The sequence below is a fragment of the Spirillospora sp. NPDC047418 genome, from assembly GCF_040643275.1.
GTDB lineage: Bacteria > Actinomycetota > Actinomycetes > Streptosporangiales > Streptosporangiaceae > Spirillospora.
The window spans coordinates 13,861-35,734 of the sequence record NZ_JBEYTW010000040.1; the positions used below are offsets into that span (position 1 = coordinate 13,861).

A 21,874-nucleotide genomic window follows, 5' to 3' on the forward strand; every position below is an offset into this window, starting at 1 on the left:
GCAACCTCCATCGAGCGATGTCGACGTCCCGCACCACGCCCCCACTCTCCGATCCGAGCCGTCACCAGGCTAACCAAGTACCTCGACGACGACATACTCGATTTGGCCCGGAAGTACGGCGCCGTGCCGGGGCGCGGCGAGGTACCTCGGGTACTGTCGCCGGAACGCGTACATGGACGGCCTGGTCGTGGGCCTGTCGGCGCTGGAGGCCGAGCCGCGCAGCTACCACCCGACGATCGCCGGGCAGCACGCCCTGGCCCAGTTGTTCATCACCCAGATCGAGAAGGGCCCGGGCCGCACGCTGTCCTGGCGGCCTGCGCGGCGAAGGCGTCCTCGACGTCGTCCGGCGTGATCTCGGGGCCGGGGAGATCGGCCGGGCCGTCGCCGGCCAGGGCGCCGAGGAAGATCGCGATCTGCCGGTCGGCCGGCAGCCGCCAGTCCGGGCCGTACGGCGGGGACTGCGTGATGAGGGTCGTGAAGACGATGACGTCGGTGGCGTTGACGCCCGCCCGGATGGTGCCGTCGGAACGGCCCCGGGCGAGGAACGCGTCCAGCATGCGGTTGATCGTCCGGCGGGCCCGCACGGCTTCCGCGGTCATCAGCGGCGGCGCCCCGCGCAGCGGCAGGACCAGATGGTCGCGGACCTCCAGGCAGCGCGTGAGGTACTCGCCGATCGCCCGGCGTCCCGGGCACTCCAGCTCCTCGATCTCCTCCAGGACGCGGATGAGCAGGTCGTAGGCGCGGTGCTCCAGCGCGTGCATGAGGGCCTGCCGGTCGGGGTACTTGCGGTACAGGGTGCCGACGCCCACGCCCGCCTCGGCTGCGATGGCGGCCAGCGGGACGTTGCGCCCCTCCCTGAGCATGGCGGAGACGGCCGCCGCGAGAAGCCTCTCCCGGTTGGCCTCGGCGTCCCGCCGGGGACGGCGCGGGCGGGACGCCGGCGAGCCGCCCGTACGTTCGTTCGTGCCGGTCACGTGTGCCTTCCGGATGCCGGTGGGAGGTCCGGCTCCAACCGTAGACCGGACACGCGGGAATGCGAGCCGACCTCCCCGGGTTAAACGGACGAAATGTTCCGCTAAATGCGAGGAGGTCGCGTGATGAGCATCCCGTACCTGGCTCAGGCCGACCAGCAGCAGAAGCTCGAATGGCTGGACGGCAGCACCTTCTCCGTGCTGCTGGACTCCGCGGCGACCGGCGGGCAGCTCACCGTCGGCCGGTTCGACGTCCGCGAGGGCGAGGCGCCGCCGTTCCACATGCACACCCGCGAGGACGAGATCTTCATGCTGATCGAGGGCACCGCCCTGCTGTGGGTCGGCGACGAGGAGATGGAGCTGTCCGAGGGCGGCATCGTCTACCTGCCCCGGAACATCCCGCACGGGTACCGCATCACCTCCGCCACCGCCGACCTGCTCATGATCGCTACACCGGGCGGTATCGAGGGCATGTTCCGGCAGGCCGGCCGCGACCGTGCCACCCCCAGACCGTCCGATTTCGAGATCTCCAAGGAGGCGCTCGCCGCCGCGGCCGACGCCTACGGCCAGGTCATCGTCGGCCCACCGCGCTGAACCGGGCCTGGGCGGCCCGCCGGGCCACCCGGCGTTGCGGCTCTTACTGCGGGGTGTCGCCTTGGTGCTGGTTCAGTGAGCCGGAGATCTCTGAGTCGGAGACGAGTTGTTCGCCTGGGCCGGGCATGTTTTGCAGCGCGTCGCCGCCTACCTTCGTCCCCTCGACGCGCTGAGTGCCGCGGGCCTCCGATGGCTGACGGTCGGACCAGGTCACCCATGCCTGCAGAGCCCCGCCGAGGACGAGGAGGACGGCGGTCGCCGCCCACAGGGCCGCGGTCCAGTCCTGGATGAGCAGACCCGTCGCGACGTTCACCGCGCCGGCGATCACGAACGTGCCGCCCGCTGCGACCGCACGCTTGACTCCCTTGCCCATGGTGCTCCCTCGAGCTCAATCGAAATGTGATCTGATACCGAAGAGCTGGTCGGCGTACAGCGCGGGGTCCAGCCATTCTATATGCGCGACGCAAGGTGCATGGTCTATTCGCTTGAACGTGATGGTAAGTCTGTTCAGGTCATCTGGGAGGTGCCACCCCAGGGTGCTGAATGACGTACCGTTGCCCGTATTCAGGACGTGGGTACGCGGCGTTCTGGACGCGTTCACGGTTATCGACATGGTGATCGAGGCAGCTTCGCAGTCCTTGACCTTGATCGTCCCGTCGAGTCTGCGGTAGGGCCATCCCAAGCGATGCGGCGGGACCGAGAAGGTGCTCGTCGCCGCGCTGCCCGGCGGCATGGTCCAGCCCCAGGCCGGCACCGTGACGACATCCGAGTCGACTCCGCCATAGACCTGCAAATCCACGTTGTAACGCGTCGGCGCCTTTCCGGTCTCATACTCCAATGGGCCGCCCTTGAAGGTGATGCCCAATACCAGGGCCGTGATGAAGATGGCGGTCAGATGTGCCACCAACCTGATCACGGGCACGTAGAGTTGCGCCTTGACGATCTGCAGGCGTGATGTTTCGGGCTTGACGACCTCGTGTGGATGGTCTTGCAGCAGCAGAGAGTTGCCCGCTCTCAGCCGCTCCTGAAGCCGAGCGTGACGGAACTCGTAGAAGACTCCGGGCTTTCGCAGTACGCCACGGCTGTGGGCGTCCTCGATGAAGTTCAGGAGGCGAAACGGCAGCAAACCCCGCATGGCGAGCCAGAGGCGGGCCGCCATGTATCGGCCCCAGGCCGTGCTGATGAGCGTCGCCACCGCGGCGAAACTCCCGTAGGCCAAGGCGTAGGTCATCGTGGTGGCGGAGTCGGCGCCGACCACGCCTCCGATCCAGGCGCTCAGCCCGACGAACCCCGCGATCCCGGCCACCGCAGCGACGAAGACGGCGAGCATCCGGTAGCGGCGGAGGTGGGAACGGGGGTCGGCGGTCTCCCGTTCCGTGATGACGATCTCCTTGCCCTCTCGTAGGGCACGGGAGGTCAGGGCCACCGAGGCCAGGACGAAGAGGGTCCCGCCGATGGCCGCCGTGGTGTTCCACATCAGATGGAGGATCCAGCCGGTTCCCAAGCCGAAGATCAGCCCGGCCGCGAGGTCCGCCATGGGCGAATGGAAATGCCACCAGTGAACTTCGCGCGGGCCGCGCGCCAGCGTGCCGAGCCAGCGCTTCGCCTGGTACTCGCTGTAGGGCAGGCCGAGGTGACGGGCGTACGTGGCGGGGAGGTAGGCGTCCAGGAGGTGTTCCTCGACGCTCTTGACGTCGGTGTGCGCGAGGAGTTCGTCCGGGTGCGTCGTGGGCCGCTTGTAGGCGGTCCGGGCGAGGAACAGCATCAGCGGTGTGGACAGCGCGTGGGCGACTGGGCCGTCGGGGTCGTCGCGGAGGCGCTGGAACAGCGGGCGCCACCGTGTGTCATCGGTGAACGCGCTGCTCAGATAGCTGATCGCGTCCTCGACCTGGACGGAGTCGATCTCGACGACGGCCGCCCTGGCGAGTGGGGCGCCGGACGCCTCCACCGCGGCCACATACTCCTCACGGCGGCACGTCACGACGAAAGGCGCTCTGTCGTCGAAGGCCGCGCCGATGCCGTCGATCACCTCCCCCAGGGAGCCCGCACGCACCTCGTCCAGACCGTCCAGGACGGGGACGATCCGCCGTTGCCTGATCAGCCGCAGGGCCGTCTCCCGGCCTTGCGCGCGGGACTCGCCGATGTCCGGGTGGTCTTGCTGGATGCGCGCGGCCATCCATGTCATTAAGGGGATGTCCGGATGCCAAGAGGCGAGCGACAGGAACACCGGAACGGGGCCGTCCGCCTCCTGCGCCGGTTTCGGCAGCAGTTCCCGGGTCAGCAGCAGGGCTTGGACCGTTTTGCCCGCGCCCTGCTCACCGATGATCGCCAGCTGGCGGTGGGGCAGATCGCGGAAGATGCCGGCGATGCCCGCCGAATCGGCCTCCAGATCCAGCAGCGCGGATCCCCGGGCCTGAACGGGCCGCTCGGTCGAACGAATACGCACCACGAGCGGTGAGGACGTCCATAACGAGCGCTGCCCGGTCTCCTGGAGGACGCGTGCGTCCACGGACGCGGCGAGGCGGCGGGCGGCATGGTCCAGCGGTGTCCCGCCCGCGATGTAAATCTCCTGGTGCTGGTACAGCGGCCCGCGGATCTCCGAGTGCTCGACTCGCTGGCTCATGGCCGCCGCATCGAGCGGATCCTTCTCCCCTCGCCTACCAGTCCACCCTCTCCACGCCATCGCACCGTCCCGATTCGCTGTCGCGCAGACGCTCTTGCCGGTCAGCCGACGACGAATTGCGGGAGTTCCATCGGGCTGCCGCCATCAGGTGAGTACATTAGCCGCTCCACTAACACGAGACTTCGCCTCAAGAGCCCTGAGTAACGCCATCCGGTGGAGAGCGGGCCGTAGCGGCAAAGGAACTGGCCGTTGTCGATGGCCAGTTCCTCTGCCGCCGCGTCGTCTGGCGAGCGTGTGAGCGCGTGGACGTCCCGGTCCGGGCAGCCCGGTTGGTCAGGCTTTGGTGGGTTCCTTGGCGGGTGTGGGGGTGGCGGTCTGCGGCTGGGAGTCGGGGCGGCCCGGCAGCAGGAGGCAGAGCGGAATGGCCGCGGCGGTGAATGCGGCGGCCCACCAGAAGGCCTCGCCGAACCCCGAGGCCAGGGCGGCGGGGGTGTGGGCGTCGGCCGAGGCGCGCTGGAGGATCATGACGAGGACCGCGACGCCCAGGGAGGCGCCGACCTGCTGGGCGACTCGGCTGATGCCGGAGGCGGCCGCGATCTCCTGGCGCTCCAGCCCGACGAAGGCGGCGCCCATGATCGCGATCATGGCCCCGCCCAGCCCGAGGCCGCGCGCGAACAGCACGGCCATGAGCGTGATGTTGCTGGTGGACGCGGTGACGAAGCCGAAGGGGACGGTGGCGGCGAGGGTGAGGGCGAAGGCCGCGATGGCGACGGGACGCGAGCCGAAGCGGTCCATGTACCGGCCGGCCAGGGCGCGGGAGAGGAGGGCGCCCACGCCCGTCGGGATGAGCAGCAGTGCGGCGCCCAGCGCGGATTCGCCGCGGACCTGCTGCCAGTACAGCGGCAGCAGGAGCATGGTCCCGTACAGGGCCGCGCCGGTCAGGAACACCAGGGCCGTGGACGAGGCCAGGGCGCGGTGGCGGAACAGCCGGATGTCGAGCAGGGCGTCCGGTCCGCGCCGCAGCGCCCACCAGACGTAGCCGACGAGCAGGGCCAGGCCGGCGGCCAGGGGCAGCGCCACCTTGAGGCCGGCGAGGCCGTCGCCGTCGGATCCGGTGAGCTGCGTCAGTCCGTAGATGACGGCGGCGATGCCGGGGGACAGCAGCAGCATGCCCACGGCGTCCAGGCGGGTGCGGGTGCCGGGGCCGGGCCTGTCCTCGGGGAGGTTGCGCCAGGCGAGGTAGCCGCCGATGAGGCAGAAGGGCACGTTGAACAGGAAGATCCAGCGCCAGTCGCCCACGTGCAGGATGACTCCGCCGATGACCGGGCCGATGATGGGGCCGAGGGCGGTGGGCACGGTGATCAGGGACATGGCCCCGCCGATGTTGCGGCCCTTGGCCGCCTGCATGACCAGCGTGAACATCAGCACCATCAGGGTGCCGCCGCCGATGCCCTGGACCACCCGGAAGACGATCAGGCTCTCGACGTTCCACGCCGCGGCGCACAGCATCGACCCGAGGAAGAACAGGCCCAGGCCGGTGATCCACAGGCGTTTGCCGCCCAGGACCGACTGGGCCCATCCGACCGCCGGCATCGTGGCGGACAGGGCCAGCAGGTAGGCGGTGGTCACCCACTGGGTGGTGGCGAGCGAGGTGTGCAGCTTCCCGGCGAGGCCGTCGATGGCGACGCTCATGATCGTGGTGTCGAAGATGACGGCGAGCGCGCCGACGATCAGCGTGAAGGTCAGGCGGCGCAGGGCCGGGTCGATGCGGCCCTCGCTGACCGGCGGGGGTGCGGGCGGCTTGGTGTCTTCGGCGTTCACGGACGCTCCTTAAGATATACGATTCTATCTTACGGAGCCCACACTAGACCGCTAAAGTTAGATAGGCAAGTCTATCTAAAACATATGGAGGGGTTTCGATGGCCGAGCGACGCCGCGGCGCGGCACTGGAGAAGGCACTACTCGACGCGGCCTGGGCAGAGCTCACCGAGCACGGCTACGCCAGGTTCACCATGGACGCCGTGGTCAAGCGCGCGGGCACCAGCCCCCCGGTGCTCTACCGCCGCTGGCCCGACCGCGACGAACTGGTCCGGGCGACCATCGCCCACACACTGCGGGCGAACGTCATCGACGTTCCCGACACCGGAAGCCTGCGGGAGGACGTCCTAAGCCTCATGCGGGAGATCAGCGCCACCCGCCTCCAGCTCGTCACCGTCATGAGCGTGAACCTGTCCAGCTACTACGAGGAGACCGGAACCAACCCCGGCGACCTGTTCGACCCCGCCACGACGGGGCGCAAGGAAGCTCTCGACGTCCTCTTCGACCGCGCCGTCGATCGCGGTGAGATCGACCCGGAACGCCTCACCGAACGCATCAAGTCGCTCCCCTTCGACCTGCTGCGCCACGAGTTCCTCACGACGTTCGCCCCCGTGCCCGACGACGTCCTCGAAGAGATCGTCGACACGATCTTCCTCCCCCTGGTGCGCTGACCGCAGCAGCACCAGGCCGAAGGCGGTCACATGTCGAGCCCGCCCCGGCTGACGAGCTGGCTCGTGATGACGTTGCGCTGGATCTCGTTGGTGCCCTCGCCGACGATCATCAGCGGTGCGTCGCGGAAGTACCGCTCGACGTCGAACTCGGTGGAGTAGCCGTATCCGCCGTGGATGCGGACGGCGTTCATGGCGATCTCCATGGCCGTCTCGGAGGCGAACAGCTTGGCCATGCCCGCCTCCATGTCCACGCGCCGGCCCGCTTCGCTCTCGCGGGCGGCGTAGAGGGTGAGCTGGCGCGCGGCCGTCAGTGCGGTGGCCATGTCGGCGAGGTAGGTGCCGATCGCCTGGTGCCGCCAGATCGGCTTGCCGAACGACTCGCGCTCCTGGGCGTAGGCGAGCGAGTCCTCGAACGCCGCCCGGCCCACGCCGAGCGCGCGTGCCGCGACCTGGAGCCTGCCCGTTTCCAGCCCCTTCATCATCTGGGCGAACCCCTTGCCCTCGACCCCGCCGAGCACGGCATCGGCCGGCGCCCGGTAGTCGTCGAAGGCCAGTTCGCAGCTCTCCACGCCCTTGTAACCGAGCTTGGGCAGGTCGCGGGAGACCGTGAGGCCGGGCCCGTGCTCGACGAGCAGGATCGAGATGCCCTTGTGCGCGGGGACGGTGTCGGGGTCCGTCTTGCACAGCAGGGCGATCAGCTGGGAGCGCCGGGCGTTGCTGATCCAGGTCTTCGCCCCGTTGACGAGGTAGCCGTCGGCGCCTCCCCGGGCCTGGGTGCGCATGGCCTGCAGGTCGGAGCCGCCCCCGGGTTCGGTCAGTGCCATCGTGGCCCGGACCTCACCGGTGGCCATTCTCGGCAGGTACCGGTTCTTCTGCTCCTCGGTACCGAATTCCAGCAGCAGCTTGGCGACCACGGTGTGACCGCCCATCGCACCGGCCAGGCTCATCCAGCCCCGGGCGAGTTCCTCGGTGACCAGCACGTAGCAGGGGACGGAGACGGCATTGCCGCCGTATTCCTCGGGAATCGCCAGGCCGTAGATTCCGAGCCGCTTCATCTGCTCGATCAGCGCCTCGGGGTAGGCGTTGGCGTGCTCCAGGTCCCGAACGGACGGCTTGATCTCGTTGTCCACGAAGTCCCGTACGGTCTCGACGACGAATCGCTCGTCGGCAGACAGGACGTCCAGGGTGCTCACCGTGTGTTCCTCCTTGTTTCGTCAGATCACGCCGTCGGCGCGCAGGCCGTTGATCTCTGAGGCGGTGCGGCCCAGGTCGGCGAGGATCCGCTCGGTGTGCTCGCCGGCGGCCGGCACCGGGTCCATGCGCGGGGTGACCCCGGCCAGGTCCGCCGGGGGTTGGAGACTCCGCACGACACCGCCGGGGACGCCCACGTCGTGCCAGCGTCCGCGCTCGGCGAGCACGGGGTGGGCGACGAACTCGTGGACGTCGTTCACCCCGGCGTTGGCGATTCCCGCGTCGTCCAGCGATGCCATGACCTCGTCGGCGCTGTCTCGCCGGAAGCGCTCCACGATGATCGCGTTGAGTTCCTCCCGGTGGGCGACCCGTGCGGGTCCGGTCGCGAACCGCGGGTCGTGGACCAGTTCCGGACGGTCGAGGAACCGCTCGCACAGCGCGGCCCACTCCCGTTCGTTCTGGACGGAGAACAGCACCTGTGCCCCGTCCGCCGCGGTATAGGCGCCGTACGGCGCGATGGTGGCGTGCTGCGTGCCGATTCGCGGCGGGGGCGTCCCCCCGTACCGCGTGTAGTAGGCGGGTTGACTCATCCACTCGCCCAGGGCCTCGAACAGCGAGACCTCCACGGCGCGCGCCGAACCGGTCGTCGCCCGGGTGTAGAGCGCGGCGAGGATCCCGGAGTAGGCGTACATGCCCGCGGCGATGTCGGCGACCGACACACCGACGCGCGCGGTCGCCTCGGCGGTGCCGGTGAGCGAGACCAGGCCGGTCTGGCACTGCACGAGCAGGTCGTACGCCTTCCGGTCCGCCCACGGCCCGGACGTGCCGTAGCCGGAGATGGTGCACGGGATCAGCGACTCGTGCCGGGCGGTCAGGGACGCGGTGTCCAGCCCCAGCCGGGCGGCGGCCCCCGGCGCCAGGTTCTGCACGAACACATCGGCGCCGCCGAGCAGATCCTCCAGAACCTCGCGGCCGCGCGGGGACTTCACGTCCAGGGTCAGCGACTCCTTGGACCGGTTGAGCCAGACGAAGTAGCTGGACTGCCCATGCACCGCCGTGTCGTACCGGCGCGCGAAGTCCCCGCCCCCGGGCCGCTCGACCTTGATCACGCGCGCACCGAGGTCCGCGAGCTGGCGCGTGGCGAACGGCGCCGCCACGGCCTGCTCCATGCTCACCACGGTGATGTCGGAAAGCGGACGTTCGGTCATGCGGCGACCTCCAGATGCCCGGCCGGGAACGTGCGGTGCGGGGGAACGTGCGGTGCGGTGTAGCGAGGACGGGGTCCCCGCCGGGGTCCCCGCCCTTGCCATCATCGATGGTCATGCCTTGGCTAGTAAAATACTGATTCCTGATGCCTCCATGCGCAGTGCAGATGGTGCGGGAGGAACCACGGAAGGAACCAGTGGACGTCAAGCAGCTCAAGGCGCTCGTGACCGTGGCCGAAGCGGGCAGCGTGACCCGGGCCGCGGAGCTGCTGCACCTGGTGCAGCCCGCCGTCACGCGGCAGATCCGCACCCTGGAACGGGAACTGGGTGTCGCGTTGTTCGAGCGGACCCGGCAGGGCATGCGGCTCACGGACGCCGGCGCCATCCTCCTCGAACGCGCCAGGCGCGCGCTCAACGAGCTGGAGCGGGCCCGCGCGGAGATCCAGCCGGTACCCGGCGTGGTCACCGGCATCGTGAGCGTCGGGCTCCTCGACAGCGCCTGCGATCTGCTGGCCGAGCCGCTCGTGTCCGCCGTCGCCCGGGACCATCCGGGCATCGAACTGCGCGTCCTCACCGCCTACTCCGGGCATCTGCAGCAATGGCTGGACGACGGCGATCTCGACGTGACCCTGCTCTACGACCTCGCCGGAACTCCGTCGTTGAACGTCGAGCCGCTGGTGCGCGAGAAACTCTGGGCGGTCGCGCCGCCGTCGGCGGGGCTCCGGGCGGCCGAACCGGTCCCCTTCGAGCGGGTCGCCGCTCATCCGCTGGTGCTGCCCGCGGCCGGACACGGGCTGCGGGCGCTGATCGACACGGCCGCCGCACGAGCCGGGACGGCGATGAACATCGCCGTCCAGACCAACTCCATGCGGATCCAGAAGCAGCTCGTCCGGGCCGGCCACGGCTGGACCATCCTGCCCGGTGTCGGCATCGCCGAGGACGTCGCCGACAGTGCCCTGAGCGCGGCACCGCTGTGCGAACCCACGGTGTGGCGCTCCCTCGTGCTCGGCACGCCCCGGTCGGGACGGAAGGCGCCCGCCGCCGACGCCGTGGTCGCCGAACTGACCCGCCAGGTTCATTCGGCCCTGCGTTCGGGACGGTGGCCTTCGGCGCAGCCGCACGACGACGGGCCCTAGACAGCGGGCCCAGATGGCGGCCCTCAGACCGCGGCGTACGCAGCGCGCACCTGGTCCATGCCGGCGCCGCCCCCCAGGAGAAGGGTGAGCAGCACCCGTGCCTTCAGGCCGTCGAGGAATCCGGCCGGGACGAGACCGCGAGCGATGAGGTCGCGTTCAGACCCGGGGAAGCCGTACGTCGACCGGAGCATGTCGCCACCGCCGGTCCGTGAGGCGAGCACGACCGGTACGGTCGCGGCCAGCCGCTCCAGAGCGGAGACGGTACGCGCGGAGACGTGGCCGCCGCCGAAGGACTCGATGACGAGCCCGGCGTAGCCGAGGGCGCCGACCTGCTCGATGAGGCGTTCGTCGTCGCCGAGGCACATGGTCAGCAGGGCCACCGGCGGGACGGGTCCGGTGGGGGCGGGGACAGCGGGCAGCGGCGTGGTCTGCAGCACGATCCTGGGCCGGCCCTCGGCCAGCCAGCCGATCGGTCCGGCCGACGTCGAGCGGAAGGCCGCGGGGTTGGCGGTGTGGGCCTTGCCGACGAACCGCGCCGCGTGCACCTCGTCGTTGAGCACCACCAGGCAGCCGAGGCCCCGGGCCTGCGGCGACGCGGCGACCTGGACCGCGGCGCGCAGGTTCGCCGGTCCGTCCGCGCCCGCCAGGGTCGGGTTGCGCATCGCCCCGGTCACGACGACCGGGTTCGGCGCGTCGGTCAGCAGGTCGAGGATGAACGAGGTCTCCTCGATGGTGTCGGTGCCCTGGACGACCACGGCGCCCGCCGCCCCGGCCTCGAACCGTGCGTTGATCTCCGCCGCGAGGGCGATGATGTCGTCGAAGGTGAGGTCGCCGGACGCGGTCTGCCGGAAGGCCACCGCCTCCGGTTCGGCGAAGTCGCGCAGGCCGGGGACGCCGGCGAGCAGTTCCTCGGCGGTGAGTCGTGGCGTGACCCCGCCGCCGTCCGTCCCCGGTGCGTTCGTCGACGCGATCGTGCCGCCGAGGGAGAACACCGTCACCCGCGGGGTCACCACTGCGACGTGGCCGGCAGATCGCTGACGAACTGGTCGAGCGCGGCCTCCATCGTCCATTCCATCCCGCGCCGCAGCACCTGCTGCGCGGCGATGGCATCGCGCCGTTCCACGGCGGCGTGCACCTCCTCCATCGAAGCGGCCGCCCGGTCGATCCGCTCGCCGTCGGCCAGCAGGAGCCGGCTGTACCTGGCCGACCGCACGTACATCGTGTCCAGGTTGTTCAGCATCTGCGGCCGGTCGGCGAGCGAGTAGAGGTAGCGGCGGTAGTTCCAGCTGTGCCCGACGTACTCGGGCCATTCGGCCTGGCTGTGCGCGGCATGCTGGATCTTCTCCAGCGCGCCGCGCAGATGCTCGATGTCGCCGTCCGTCACCTGCTCGACCGCCCTGCGCGTGAGCCACCACTCAAGGCTCACCCTGATCGTCCAGACCTCCTCGAACTCCTCGAGGGACATCGGCGCCACCCGCATGCCGGTGTGCGGGCGGTTGACCACGAGTCCCGCCGCGGCCAGCTCGATCAGCGCCACCCGTACCGGGGTGATGCTGACCCCGAAGTGCGCGGCCAGTTGGCGCAGCGGAAGATGCGCGCCGGGAGCGAGGTCGCCCTCGGCTATCAACCTGCGCAGTTCCTGCGCGATGCGCTGTTCCACCGTGTCGGTGACCTGGGGCGGGCCCGCGGCGGCACTGGGCAGGTCCAGCCTGATCGCCCGCGACGACCGGGCGGACGGCGACGCCTTGTCCCGCGATGACGGATCGCTGGTCATTCTCTCCTCCTGAGGGGCGTACGGCTGTCGCGGATCATGGCAGATGGCCGGGCCGTAGAGGAGGCAAAGCGAACCGCTTGATGAGTTCGGCGGCGCGTTCCGGCTGCTCCAGCACCAGGTAGTGACCGCAGTTCTCCAGGACGTGCAGTTCCGCGTCCGGGATGGTCTTTACGGCCGTGTCGAAGCCGACGCCGCTCGCCGCCGGGACGGGCGGTGTCATCTGGTCCTCGTCGCCGCCCAGCAGCAGGGTGCGGGGCAGCCGGGGCAGCAGGCCCGACAGGTCCATCGCCTCCAGGCTCTCCGTGCCCGCGACGAACGACTCCGGTTCGTTGGCGCTCATCGCGGTGCGCAGCCGGTTCAGGATCTCCAGGGCGTCCGGACGGTCGTAGAAGCCGCGGGAGAACCCGGCCGCGGCCGTGAGGTCGGCCGCCTGCACCATCCCGCTGTCCGTCGCGCCGCGCTTCCAGGTGTGCCGCATGTGCCGGGCCGCGTTGTCGTAGCGGAACAGGCAGCAGGACAGGACGAGGCCCTGCAGCGCCTCGGGCCGGTCGCCGGCGAGCGTGGTGGCGACCAAGGCCCCCATCGACGTGCCGTGCACGTAGGTGGGGCCGCCGATCAGGCGCTCGATGAACTCGGCGACGTGGCCCGCCCACTCGGCCACCCCCAGCGGCCCCGTCGCGGTGCTCTGCCCGTAGCCGGGCAGGTCCAGGTCGATCACGTCGAAGGAGTCGGTGAGATGCGGTGTCAGCATCGCGAAGTTCCGGTAGCCGAATCCGCTGCCGTGGATGTTCACGATCGTCGGGCCGGTGCCCTGCCGCTGGTACCAGACCACGGACCCGTCGCTCAGTTCGAGGGTTCCCATGCTTGCCTCCCGTGCTCGTCGTGTCGATGGCCGCGGGCCGGTTCCCGGCGTCATTCGCCGCCGCCCCGGCGCAGCCGGTCCAGCGTCTCCGCGAAGGCATCGCGCAGGGGGGTCAGGCGGTAGTCGTCCCCGGCGAGCCCGCCGAAGGCGCTCACGCTGAACCGGTGCGGGAAGCCCAGGCGGCCGGGTTCGGTGCGGACGGACACGCCGGGACGCAGTTCCCGGACGAGGTCCACGGCGTCCCGCATGCTCGCCACCGTGCCGGGCAGGTTGTAGATGCCCTGGTCGGTCTCATCGCGGCCGTTGACCAGGGTGAAGGCCCGCGCGACGTCCCGGACGTACTGCCAGGAGAACACGTCGTCCCCGTACGGCACCACGGAGTCCTCGCCGCGGGCGGGCCGGTCGAACAGGTGCTCGGTGAACAGCCCCTCGCCGCGTTCCTTGCCCTGCCCGAACACCAGGCCGATCCGCAGTCCGACGGTGTTGAGGCCGTACCGCTCGCGGTAGGCGAGCGAGACGCCCTCGGCGTAGGACTTGGTGATGCCGTAGACGTTGTCGGGGCAGTGCCGGCTGGCCTCGGTGAACTCCTCGGCGCCGCCGTCGGCGCGCGTCTGGTGGCCGAACACCGCCATCGAACTCGCCCAGGTGAGGTGGGCGCCGTCGCGGACGAGGGCGACCTCCATCAGGTTCTGGGTCCCGATGGCGTTCACTTCCAGCGCGTGGTACGGATCATGCTGCGACGCCGGGACCAGCAGCGAGGCCAGGTGGATGATCCGGTCGACCCGGTGCCGGTGCGCGATGCGCATCAACTGCCGCAGGTCCCGGACGTCCCCCTGGACGGCGGTCAGCCGGGGGGACGCCGGCAGCCCGGTGGCGGGAGCGTGGTCGAGAGCGACGACGTCGGCGCCGGCCGCGAGCAGGTCGCGCACCACGTACCTGCCGACGAAACCGGACGCGCCCGTGACGAGTGTCGTCATCGGTCGGACTCTCCCTTCCGTGCGGATGCGGGTGCTGGCACAGACCCGCGGTCTGCACTCATGTCTTCTCCTGTGTCCTCGAGATCGCTTGGTTGACTGCTCGTGCGGTCGCCGCTCCCCGTCACGGCCCCCCGAGCGTCCGTGCCGAGAACCGGCCGCCGTACCTCCGCAGCAGGCCGACGAACACGCGGTCGGCGCACAGCCCCAGGGCACCGAGGACGATCAGCGCGGCGAAGACGCCGCGGACATCGGTGTTGGCGGTCCCCTGGGTGATCAGCACACCGAGCCCGGACGAGGCGCCGAGCATCTCGGCGGTGACCACCGTCATGAAGGCGTTGCCCAGCGCGATGCGCACACCGGAGAAGATGTAGGGGAGGCTGGCGGGCAGCCGCACGCCGAAGAACAGCCGGACCGGGCTCGCCCCGTACGTGCGCGCCATCCGGACCATGTTCCGCGGTACGGCCTTCACCCCGGCGGCCGTGTTCACCGCGACGACGAACACCGAGGTGTAGACGATCAGCGCGATCTTGGACGTCTCGCCGGATCCCAGCCACAGCAGTGCCGGGGCGAACCAGGCCAGCGGCGGAATGAAGCGGAACACGTTGATGAACGGCTCGAACAGCGCCTCCAGCACCCGGCTGGACCCCGACAGCAGGCCCAGCAGGACGCCGGCCGCGGAACCGATGAGCAGGCCGGTCAGCACGCGCGCGACACTGGCGGCCGACGCGGCCGGGATGTCCCCGCCGGTCAGGCCGTCGATCAGGGCGTTGCCCGTGTCCACCGGCCCGGGGAACAGCAGCGGCTTGCCGTAGGCGCGGGAGAACGCCTCCCAGCCGATGATGATCAGGCAGATGCCGGCCACGGCCACCGGCGCCCTGCGCAGCGTCGCCCGCCGCGCGGCGCCGCGCCGCCCCCGGTCCGCCGCGACCGCGTCGGCGCGGGCTCGTGTCGTCGTGCTCATGGGTTCACCTGCCCGGCGTAGAAGCGGGCGAGGCCACGGTGGGCCGCGACGCTGAAGACCTTGTCGCACAGCAGCCCGGCGGCGCCGAGCAGCAGGATCCCGGCGAACATCGTCGGGGTGTCGAAGAAGATGCGCGAGTCGTAGATCAGGAAGCCGATGCCGTCCCGGCCCGCGACCATCTCCGCCGCGACGACGCTCATGAACGAGTAGCCCAGGGACAGGCGCATGCCGGTGACGATGTACGGCACGGCGGACGGCACGATGATCGTCCGGTAGATGCGCAACCGGGAGGCGCCGAACGTGCGCGCCATGCGCACCTTGTTGACCGGCACCTCGGACAGGCCCGCCAGGGTGTTGATGATCACGGGGAAGACCGTCGCGTAGACCACGATGAACCGCAGCGACCCTTCGCCCACACCCAGCCAGATGGTGGCGGGGACGATCCAGGCCACCGGCGTCACCGACCGGAGGAAATGGACGATCGGCTCCAGGGTCATCGCGATGCTCCGGACGCCGCCGATCAGGCTGCCGACCGCGACCCCCAGCACGCTGCCCATCGCGAACCCGATGATCACCCGCCGCAGCGTGATGACCAGTTCGGTGCGCTGCTCCGGATCGGTGAGCACGTCCCCCAGCGCCGACAGGGCGGTCAGCGGGGTGGGGAAGACCAGCAGGTTGTCCTTCCACAGCGCCGCGCCATGCCAGGCGAGCACGGCCATCAGCACGGCGAGGACGTTCAGCGCGGGCCGCTGCCAGCGCCAGTGCCCGGGACTCGACGCGGCCCGGTTCAACTGGACTCCCCGGCGGGGGCCGATGGACGGGACTTCGCGGCGGTGACGGCCCCCTCGACCTTCCCGTACAGGTCCGCGAACTCGGCGGTGCCGCGTGCGCGCGGCCGCGGCAGCGGGTTGTCCATCACCGTCTGCAGCCGCGCGCCCGGCCCGGAGGTCATCACGCCGATCCGGTCGCCGAGGATGAGCGCCTCGGAGATGTCGTGGGTGATGAACAGCACGGTCCGCTGCGACTGCTCCCACAGCCCGGCCAGCGCGTCCTGCAGGTTGGTCCGGGTCTGCGCGTCCAGCGCGCCGAACGGCTCGTCCATCAGCAGGACGGGCGCGTCGACCACCAGGGCGCGCGCGATCTGGACGCGCTGCTTCATCCCGCCCGACAGTTCGTGCGGGAACTTGCCCTGCTGCCCGTCCAGTTCGACCGTCTCGAGTGCGCGCCGCACGCGCTGGGTCCGCTCGGCGGCGGGCACGCGCAGGGCCCGCAGCCCGAACTCCACGTTGTGCCGGACGTTGAGCCAGCCCAGCAGGGAGTCGTCGCCCTGGAAGATGACCGCGCGGTCGGGTCCGGGGCCGGTGATCGGCTTGCCGTCCATGCTGATCGCGCCCGTGGTCGGACGCTCGAAGCCGGCGACCTGGTTGAGGATCGTGGTCTTGCCGCAGCCGCTCGGGCCGAGCAGGACGAAGAACTCCCCGCGCCGCAGCGTCAGGCTGACGTCCCGCAGGATCGGCTGGGGACTGCCGGGATAGGCGAAGGAGACGTCGTCGATGACGACGAACGCCTCATCGGACGAACGCGTCTGCGAGTCCGTGATCGGTTGAGTCATGCGCGACTTCTCCCGTCGGATGTGTCGTATGGGGTGGTCGGGGTGCCCGCGCTCATGGGCTCAGCGCGGTGATCAGTCGTTCCCCGGTGAGGGCGACGTGCGATTCCGGGTCGGGCACGGTGGTGCTCAGGACGGCACCGTCGATCCCGCTCTGCCGCTGGAACTCGCGGAGGCGCTCGGCGACGGCGCCGGCGGTGCCGACCGCCGCGAAGCGCTCGAGCAGGTACGCCTCCTCCTCCGGGTGGTCGTCCAGCAGCCGCCCGTTGCCGCCGGCCGCCTTGGCGTGCGCGGCGAAGTCGTAGCGGGCGAAGGCCTGCTCCAGCCCCGGGCGCAGCCGGGCCGGCACGTCCCGGGCCGCCATGTCGGTGCCGATGGCGTGCCGGGCCACCGCCAGGACCGAGGCGCGCACGGCCTCCCGCGCCGCCGGGACCTGGTCCTCCCGTTCCACCAGGTGGCCGATCAGGAAGACCCGTGCGCCGGCCGGCCCGCCGCCGGCCGCCTCGACCAGGCGCCGTGTCCACGGGGCGGACAGGCCGCCGCCCAGGACCAGGCCGTCGATGCCGGGCCCCAGCATCGACGCCGCCTTCGGGCCGCTCGCCGCCAGCTCCAGCGTCACCCCGTCCGGGGCCGCGCCGCGGATCGTCTCCAGCGCGCGGCGCACCTGCGCCGCCGGAGCCGGCCGCAGCCCGACACTGTGCACCGCGGAGTCGCCGGTGCCCATGGCGACCGCCAGCCGGCTCGCGGGGTACAGCGTCGCGAGCGCGGCGATGTCCGCCGCGTGCACGGACGGATGGCGGGTGACGGGGTTGGTGACGAACGGGCCGACCTTGATCCGCGACGTCCGGGAGAGGATCAGCTGCACGACGGGGTACATGGCGCCGAACAGGTGCGACGAGTCGGCGACGCCGAACCGGCTGATGCCGGTGCTCTCGGCGATCCGGGCCAGGCGCAGTGCCCGGGACGGCGAGGCCGGCAGGTGTGAGATCCCGATGTCCACGGGTCGTACCTCCACGTGGCTGAGCGTTGTCCGCACGGGCGGGTGGGTCGGTGCCCGCCCGCCCGTGCGGCCGTTACTTGCCGGATTCCTGGACCCAGGTCGGCTCGACGAGGCTCTTGGCGTCCACGCGGGCCTTGATGTTCCCGCGCTCCAGCTGGTAGTCGGCGATCTGCTGGATCTGATCGATGCTGTTGGGGTCGAAGGCGAGGCTGAAGTCGATCTGGGCGAGGATCTCCCGGACCTCTCCCTCGTCCGACATCCCGGTCAGATCCATGGCGAACTTGACGACCTCCGCCTCGTTGCTCTTCATGTAGGCGGCCGTCTCGGTCAGCCCGCGCAGGACGCGCAGGGCGGTGTCCTTGTCCTGGTAGACCTTCGGACCCGCCGCCACGTATCCGTAGAACGGGAGCAGGCCGTCGTCGCCGCCCCACCAGCTCACCTTGGCGCCCTTGACGCTGGCCACGGCCTTCGCGACATTGGGCTCGAAGTGGATGATGGCGTTGGCCTCGCCCTGGGCGAAGGCGGGGACGAGCTGCGCGAACTTCGCGTCCAGGATCTTGATCTTGGACTTGTCCAGCTTGTGGTGGGCCACGAACTTGTCGAACCAGTAGTTCGCGGTGGAGTTGGACTGGATGCCGACGGTCTTGCCCTCGAGGTCGGACGGCTTCGCGACGCTGCCGTCGGTGACGAAGCCCCACCACTTGGCCGAGGTCGCGTTGTGCCCGATGACCTTCACCCGCGCCTTCTGCGCCGCCAGGCTGACCACCGGGAACCCCGCCACCGTGGTGAAGTCGGCCTGCCCGGTCGCCACGGCCTCGGTGCCCTCGACACCGGTCGGGTACTTCTGGAGCTTGGCGTCCAGCCCCTGCTTCTTCAGGAAGCCCTTCTCCACCGCGAAGTACAGCGGCATCCCGAAGAAGTCCGGCTGGGTCGCGACGGTGATCTTCGCCGGCTTGCCCTCCCCTTCCGAGTCGCCTCCGCCGCAACCGGCGAGGACGAGTGACGCACCGATCAGCACCGAGCCGAGAACACGTGCCCGAATCCTCATGAACCCCTCGCTTTCCGCGGCGCGACGCCGACCCGTGGCGGGGTCCGCGCGAGCTCACGCATCTGACTGCCACTGGAGCCCACGGTCGCGTGGTAGTGGCGCCGCTCACGTCCGGCAGATGTTGTCACATACAACATCTGGCGTCAACGCCAGGCCAAGCGCTGTTCAAGGCCCGCGTGAAAGCGATCCGGAGGGCGCGCGAAGTAGGAGTGACGACCATTCACCCGGAGGTGCCCATGCCGGACACAGCGGAAGGGGCGGCAGCGTGACCGCCCCACCCGACACGGCCCCGACGGACGCGGAACTGCTCGCCGCGTCCGTCCGCGACGGCGACCGCTTCACCGCCGTCTACGACCGGCACTACGCCGATATCCACCGCTACGTCGCCGGACGCCTCGGCCCGCAGGCGGCCGACGACGTCGTGGCCGAGACGTTCCTCACCGCGTTCCGCAGCCGCGCCGCCTTCGACCCGTCCCGCGGGTCCGTCCGGCCCTGGCTGTTCGGCATCGCGACCAACCTCATCGCCCGGCACCGCCGCGCCGAGACCCGCCGCTACCAGGTGCTCGCGCAGGTCGGCGCGGACCCCGACCCCGGCGGCCACGACGACCGGGTCGCGGCCTCGGTGTCCGCCGAACGGCTCCAGCCGGCGCTGGCCCGCGCGCTCGCCGCACTGTCCCGCAAGGACCGCGACGTCGTGCTGCTCAAGGCCCTCGCCCAGCTCACGCACGAGGAAATCGCCGACGTCCTCGGCATCCCCTACGGCACCGTCGGCTCCCGCCTGAACCGGGCGCGCAAGAGGCTGCGCGCCGTGCTTCCCGCCCCCACGGAAGGACTGTGACCATGGACGAATTCCAGATGATCGCCACGATGCTGGACGAGCCGCCCACGCCGGAGACCGAGACCGCCGTCCGCCACCGCGTCCTCAACGGGATGCGCGAGCCGCAGCCGCCCGCGCGTCGCGCCTGGCGCCGTCCCGTCCTGTGGAGCGGCTTCGGCCTGGCCGCCACCGCCGCCGCCGTCACGGGGGCGGTCGTCCTGTCGTCCGGGACGACCCCGCGCGCACCCGATCCCGGCCACGGGCCGGCCGTCGCACAGCCGATGTCGGCGAAGACCGTGCTGCTCACCGCCGCCGAGCACGCCGAGGCCGCACCCTCGACCGGCAAGTACTGGCACGTCCTGAGGGTGCAGTCGAACGCCTTCTACAGCGAGCGGGGAGACTACTGGATGCTCGGACGGCAGCTGATCGGGCAGTGGAGCCGCCCGGACGGCCGGTCCTGGACGGGGTACCGGGGGCTCGGCGCCGTGCCCATGTCCGCCAAGGACGCACCCGCCTTCCGCCGGGACGGTTCGCCCGACCCGAACCCGATCTCCCCCATCCTCGACAAGGACACCGGGACGAAGACCTTCCTGGTCTGCGACAGGGACATGACGTTCAAGCAGGTCCAGGCGCTGCCGGACGACCCTGGGAAGCTGCGGAGCGCGCTGAAGCGGGCGATCCCGCGCGACCACCCCACCGCGGGCCGGACCGCCGACGAGGTCGTGAAGAACTGCGCAACCGACCTGCTCAGCTCCGTCCCCGCACCCCCGAAGGTGCGCGCCGCCACCTACCGGATGCTCGCCGCCATGCCCGGGGTCACCGCCATGGGCGAGGTCACCGACGAGCGCGGACGCAAGGGGGTCGGCCTGCACGTGCGGGTCCTGCGCGAAGTGGCCGACACCCTGATCATCGACCCGGACTCCTCACTCGTGCTGAGCACGTCGCGCACCACACCCAACGTCCCCGGCAAGGTCGACAAGGTGCTGTACCTGGAGGCCGGCTGGACCGACAGCGCCCCAAAGATCCCCACCCTCCCCTAACTGACGGGATCTGCCGAAGCCCAACTCGGCCCGGTGGCGAAACCAGGGTGCCTGGACGGCCGCACAATCGCGACCGTCCAGGCACCGTGCCGGGTCGTGCCTCAGACGGCGGTGGTGTCACCGACCGGCTCGACGACGGGGTCGGGGACGAGGGCGGCGTCCGTGCGGGGCGGCAGCAGGACGGCGGTGACCAGGCTCGCGGCCAGGGCCACGGCCGCCGCGGCGAGCATGCCGGCGCGGTAGCCGTCGGTGAGCGCCACGGCCGCGACGCGTTCGCCGTCGGCCAGGGCTCCGGTGGTGCGGGCGGTGGAGAGCGCGACGACGGCGGCCAGGCCGATCGATCCGCCGACCTGCTGCGCGGTGTTGAACAGGCCGGAGGCAAGGCCGGCCTGTCCGGGGCGGGCGGCGGACGTCGCGCCGACCGTGGTGGTGACGAACGCCAGTCCAGCGCCGACTCCGATCACCAGCGTCGGGCCGAGGACGTCGGTGAGGAAGCCGCCGTCGGCGGACATGCGGGAGAACCAGGCCAGTCCGGCGGCGGTGACGGCCAGTCCCGCCGCCATCGTCATGCGCAGCCCCCACCGGGCGATGAGCGTGCCCGCCGCGCCCGCGGTGACGGCGATCGCGAGCGCCAGCGGCAGTTGCGCCATACCGGCCCGGACGGGGCCGAAGCCGAGGACCTGCTGCATGTAGAAGGTCAGGTAGAAGAACAGCGGCGCCATCGCCATCAGGGTGAGGAGCGCGACCAGGTCGGAGCCGCGCAGAACCGGCTGCCGGAAGATCTTCAAAGGGACCAGCGGGTGCGCGGCACGTGCCTCGATGAGGAAGAACAGTCCGATCAGCGCCACGGCCAGTGCGCCGAGGCCGAGCGTGCGCGCCGAGGCCCATCCGGCGCCGTCGGCCTCGACCAGGGTGTAGACGAGGAGTGCCAGCCCGCCGGTGGCGGTCAGCGCGCCGGGCAGGTCGAACCCGCGGGCGCTCCGGTCGGACGCCTCCGGCAGCAGCCGCGGTGCCAGCGCGATCGCGGCCAACCCGATCGGGACGTTCACCCACAGGGTGGCCTGCCAGCCCAGCCACTCGGTCAGCATCCCGCCCAGGATCGACCCGGCCGCACCGCCCGCACCGGCCACCGCACCGAACACCCCCATCGCCTTGTTGCGTTCGGGTCCTGCCGGGAAGACCGTCATGACCAGCGACAACGCCGCGGGGGACACCAGGGCCGCGCCGATGCCCTGGGCGGCCCGGGCGGCCACCAGCAGTCCGGCACTCGTCGCCAGGCCGCCGGCCAGGGACGCGGCCGCGAACAGCGCCATGCCGAGCATGAACATGCGGCGGCGACCGACCAGGTCGGCGGCGCGGCCGCCGAGCAGCAGGAGCCCGCCGAAGGCCAGGGTGTAGGCGTTGGCGACCCAGGACAGGTCGTCGGGGGCGAACGTCAGGTCGGCGCCGATCGACGGCAGCGCCACTCCGACGATCGATGCGTCCAGCACCAGGACGAACTGGGTGGCGGCGAGCAGCGCGAGCGCGAGCCCCCGCCTGGAGGCATACGTCATGATCACTTCTTTCGCTGAAGGTCC

Annotated in this window: 21 protein-coding genes; 5 read left to right on the top strand and 16 right to left on the bottom strand. The window is 70.9% G+C overall.

All coding sequences use genetic code 11. The features are described from left to right. Nucleotides 1-269 precede the first annotated feature (269 nt). On the bottom strand, nucleotides 270-974 hold the full coding sequence (locus ABZ806_RS24020; protein WP_500219607.1) for a TetR/AcrR family transcriptional regulator: 705 nt from the start codon (nucleotides 972-974) through the stop codon (nucleotides 270-272). A gap of 123 nt (nucleotides 975-1,097) precedes the next feature. On the opposite strand from ABZ806_RS24020, the gene ABZ806_RS24025 reads away from it, so the two are divergent. Next, a complete protein-coding gene (locus tag ABZ806_RS24025) occupies nucleotides 1,098-1,565 on the top strand; it encodes a cupin domain-containing protein (protein ID WP_500219608.1) in 468 nt (155 codons plus the stop codon). Nucleotides 1,566-1,608: 43 nt separating this feature from the next. On the opposite strand, the gene ABZ806_RS24030 is transcribed toward ABZ806_RS24025, so the two are convergent. The 3 genes from ABZ806_RS24030 to ABZ806_RS24040 all read right to left on the bottom strand — a co-directional run bounded on the left by ABZ806_RS24030 (nucleotide 1,609) and on the right by ABZ806_RS24040 (nucleotide 6,009). Further along, on the bottom strand, nucleotides 1,609-1,938 hold the full coding sequence (locus tag ABZ806_RS24030; protein WP_500219609.1) for a hypothetical protein: 330 nt from the start codon (nucleotides 1,936-1,938) through the stop codon (nucleotides 1,609-1,611). A gap of 15 nt (nucleotides 1,939-1,953) precedes the next feature. Then, complete coding sequence (locus ABZ806_RS24035) at nucleotides 1,954-4,188, bottom strand: NACHT domain-containing protein (protein ID WP_500219610.1); 2,235 nt, start codon at nucleotides 4,186-4,188, stop codon at nucleotides 1,954-1,956. Between the two features lie 333 nt (nucleotides 4,189-4,521). Further along, entirely contained in the window at nucleotides 4,522-6,009 is a 1,488-nt protein-coding gene (locus ABZ806_RS24040; protein WP_500219611.1) for an MDR family MFS transporter, read from the bottom strand. A 98-nt stretch (nucleotides 6,010-6,107) separates the two neighbouring features. Here ABZ806_RS24040 and ABZ806_RS24045 point away from each other — a divergent pair, with 98 nt between their 5' ends. After that, complete coding sequence (locus ABZ806_RS24045; RefSeq protein WP_500219612.1) at nucleotides 6,108-6,677, top strand: TetR/AcrR family transcriptional regulator; 570 nt, start codon at nucleotides 6,108-6,110, stop codon at nucleotides 6,675-6,677. Between the two features lie 26 nt (nucleotides 6,678-6,703). Here ABZ806_RS24045 and ABZ806_RS24050 read toward each other — a convergent pair whose 3' ends face one another. Then, nucleotides 6,704-7,870 (bottom strand): acyl-CoA dehydrogenase family protein, encoded by a 1,167-nt coding sequence (locus ABZ806_RS24050; protein WP_500219613.1) that lies wholly within the window; start codon nucleotides 7,868-7,870, stop codon nucleotides 6,704-6,706. A 21-nt stretch (nucleotides 7,871-7,891) separates the two neighbouring features. Then, a complete protein-coding gene (locus ABZ806_RS24055; RefSeq protein WP_500219614.1) occupies nucleotides 7,892-9,076 on the bottom strand; it encodes a CaiB/BaiF CoA transferase family protein in 1,185 nt (394 codons plus the stop codon). Nucleotides 9,077-9,270: 194 nt separating this feature from the next. Here ABZ806_RS24055 and ABZ806_RS24060 point away from each other — a divergent pair, with 194 nt between their 5' ends. Continuing rightward, nucleotides 9,271-10,209, top strand: coding sequence for a LysR family transcriptional regulator (locus ABZ806_RS24060; protein WP_500219615.1), 939 nt, complete (start codon nucleotides 9,271-9,273; stop codon nucleotides 10,207-10,209). 23 nt (nucleotides 10,210-10,232) lie between these two features. On the opposite strand, the gene ABZ806_RS24065 is transcribed toward ABZ806_RS24060, so the two are convergent. From ABZ806_RS24065 to ABZ806_RS24105, 9 genes are all read right to left on the bottom strand, one after another. Continuing rightward, nucleotides 10,233-11,219, bottom strand: a complete 987-nt coding sequence (locus ABZ806_RS24065) for an asparaginase (RefSeq protein WP_500219616.1) — start codon at nucleotides 11,217-11,219, stop codon at nucleotides 10,233-10,235. Then, a complete protein-coding gene (locus ABZ806_RS24070) occupies nucleotides 11,216-11,983 on the bottom strand; it encodes a GntR family transcriptional regulator (RefSeq protein WP_500219617.1) in 768 nt (255 codons plus the stop codon). Before ABZ806_RS24070 ends, ABZ806_RS24065 begins: the two co-directional genes overlap by 4 nt. 34 nt (nucleotides 11,984-12,017) lie before the next feature. After that, nucleotides 12,018-12,845, bottom strand: a complete 828-nt coding sequence (locus tag ABZ806_RS24075) for an alpha/beta fold hydrolase (RefSeq protein WP_500219618.1) — start codon at nucleotides 12,843-12,845, stop codon at nucleotides 12,018-12,020. Between the two features lie 50 nt (nucleotides 12,846-12,895). Then, nucleotides 12,896-13,822 (bottom strand): NAD-dependent epimerase/dehydratase family protein, encoded by a 927-nt coding sequence (locus tag ABZ806_RS24080; RefSeq protein ID WP_500219619.1) that lies wholly within the window; start codon nucleotides 13,820-13,822, stop codon nucleotides 12,896-12,898. Between the two features lie 121 nt (nucleotides 13,823-13,943). Next, complete coding sequence (locus ABZ806_RS24085) at nucleotides 13,944-14,783, bottom strand: ABC transporter permease (RefSeq protein WP_500219620.1); 840 nt, start codon at nucleotides 14,781-14,783, stop codon at nucleotides 13,944-13,946. Further along, on the bottom strand, nucleotides 14,780-15,574 hold the full coding sequence (locus tag ABZ806_RS24090; protein ID WP_500219621.1) for an ABC transporter permease: 795 nt from the start codon (nucleotides 15,572-15,574) through the stop codon (nucleotides 14,780-14,782). Before ABZ806_RS24090 ends, ABZ806_RS24085 begins: the two co-directional genes overlap by 4 nt. Further along, complete coding sequence (locus ABZ806_RS24095; protein WP_500219622.1) at nucleotides 15,571-16,395, bottom strand: ABC transporter ATP-binding protein; 825 nt, start codon at nucleotides 16,393-16,395, stop codon at nucleotides 15,571-15,573. Before ABZ806_RS24095 ends, ABZ806_RS24090 begins: the two co-directional genes overlap by 4 nt. A 52-nt stretch (nucleotides 16,396-16,447) precedes the next feature. Next, on the bottom strand, nucleotides 16,448-17,407 hold the full coding sequence (locus ABZ806_RS24100; protein WP_500219623.1) for an LLM class flavin-dependent oxidoreductase: 960 nt from the start codon (nucleotides 17,405-17,407) through the stop codon (nucleotides 16,448-16,450). 58 nt (nucleotides 17,408-17,465) lie between these two features. Beyond that, nucleotides 17,466-18,440: an ABC transporter substrate-binding protein gene (locus tag ABZ806_RS24105; RefSeq protein ID WP_500219624.1), complete on the bottom strand. Its 975-nt coding sequence runs from the start codon at nucleotides 18,438-18,440 to the stop codon at nucleotides 17,466-17,468. A gap of 265 nt (nucleotides 18,441-18,705) precedes the next feature. On the opposite strand from ABZ806_RS24105, the gene ABZ806_RS24110 reads away from it, so the two are divergent. Together ABZ806_RS24110 and ABZ806_RS24115 are read left to right on the top strand one after the other, a co-directional pair. Beyond that, on the top strand, nucleotides 18,706-19,278 hold the full coding sequence (locus ABZ806_RS24110) for an RNA polymerase sigma factor (RefSeq protein ID WP_500219625.1): 573 nt from the start codon (nucleotides 18,706-18,708) through the stop codon (nucleotides 19,276-19,278). Between the two features lie 2 nt (nucleotides 19,279-19,280). Further along, nucleotides 19,281-20,297: a CU044_5270 family protein gene (locus ABZ806_RS24115; RefSeq protein ID WP_500219626.1), complete on the top strand. Its 1,017-nt coding sequence runs from the start codon at nucleotides 19,281-19,283 to the stop codon at nucleotides 20,295-20,297. A gap of 101 nt (nucleotides 20,298-20,398) precedes the next feature. Here ABZ806_RS24115 and ABZ806_RS24120 read toward each other — a convergent pair whose 3' ends face one another. Continuing rightward, nucleotides 20,399-21,850 (bottom strand): MFS transporter, encoded by a 1,452-nt coding sequence (locus tag ABZ806_RS24120; protein WP_500219628.1) that lies wholly within the window; start codon nucleotides 21,848-21,850, stop codon nucleotides 20,399-20,401. Nucleotides 21,851-21,874 lie beyond the last annotated feature (24 nt).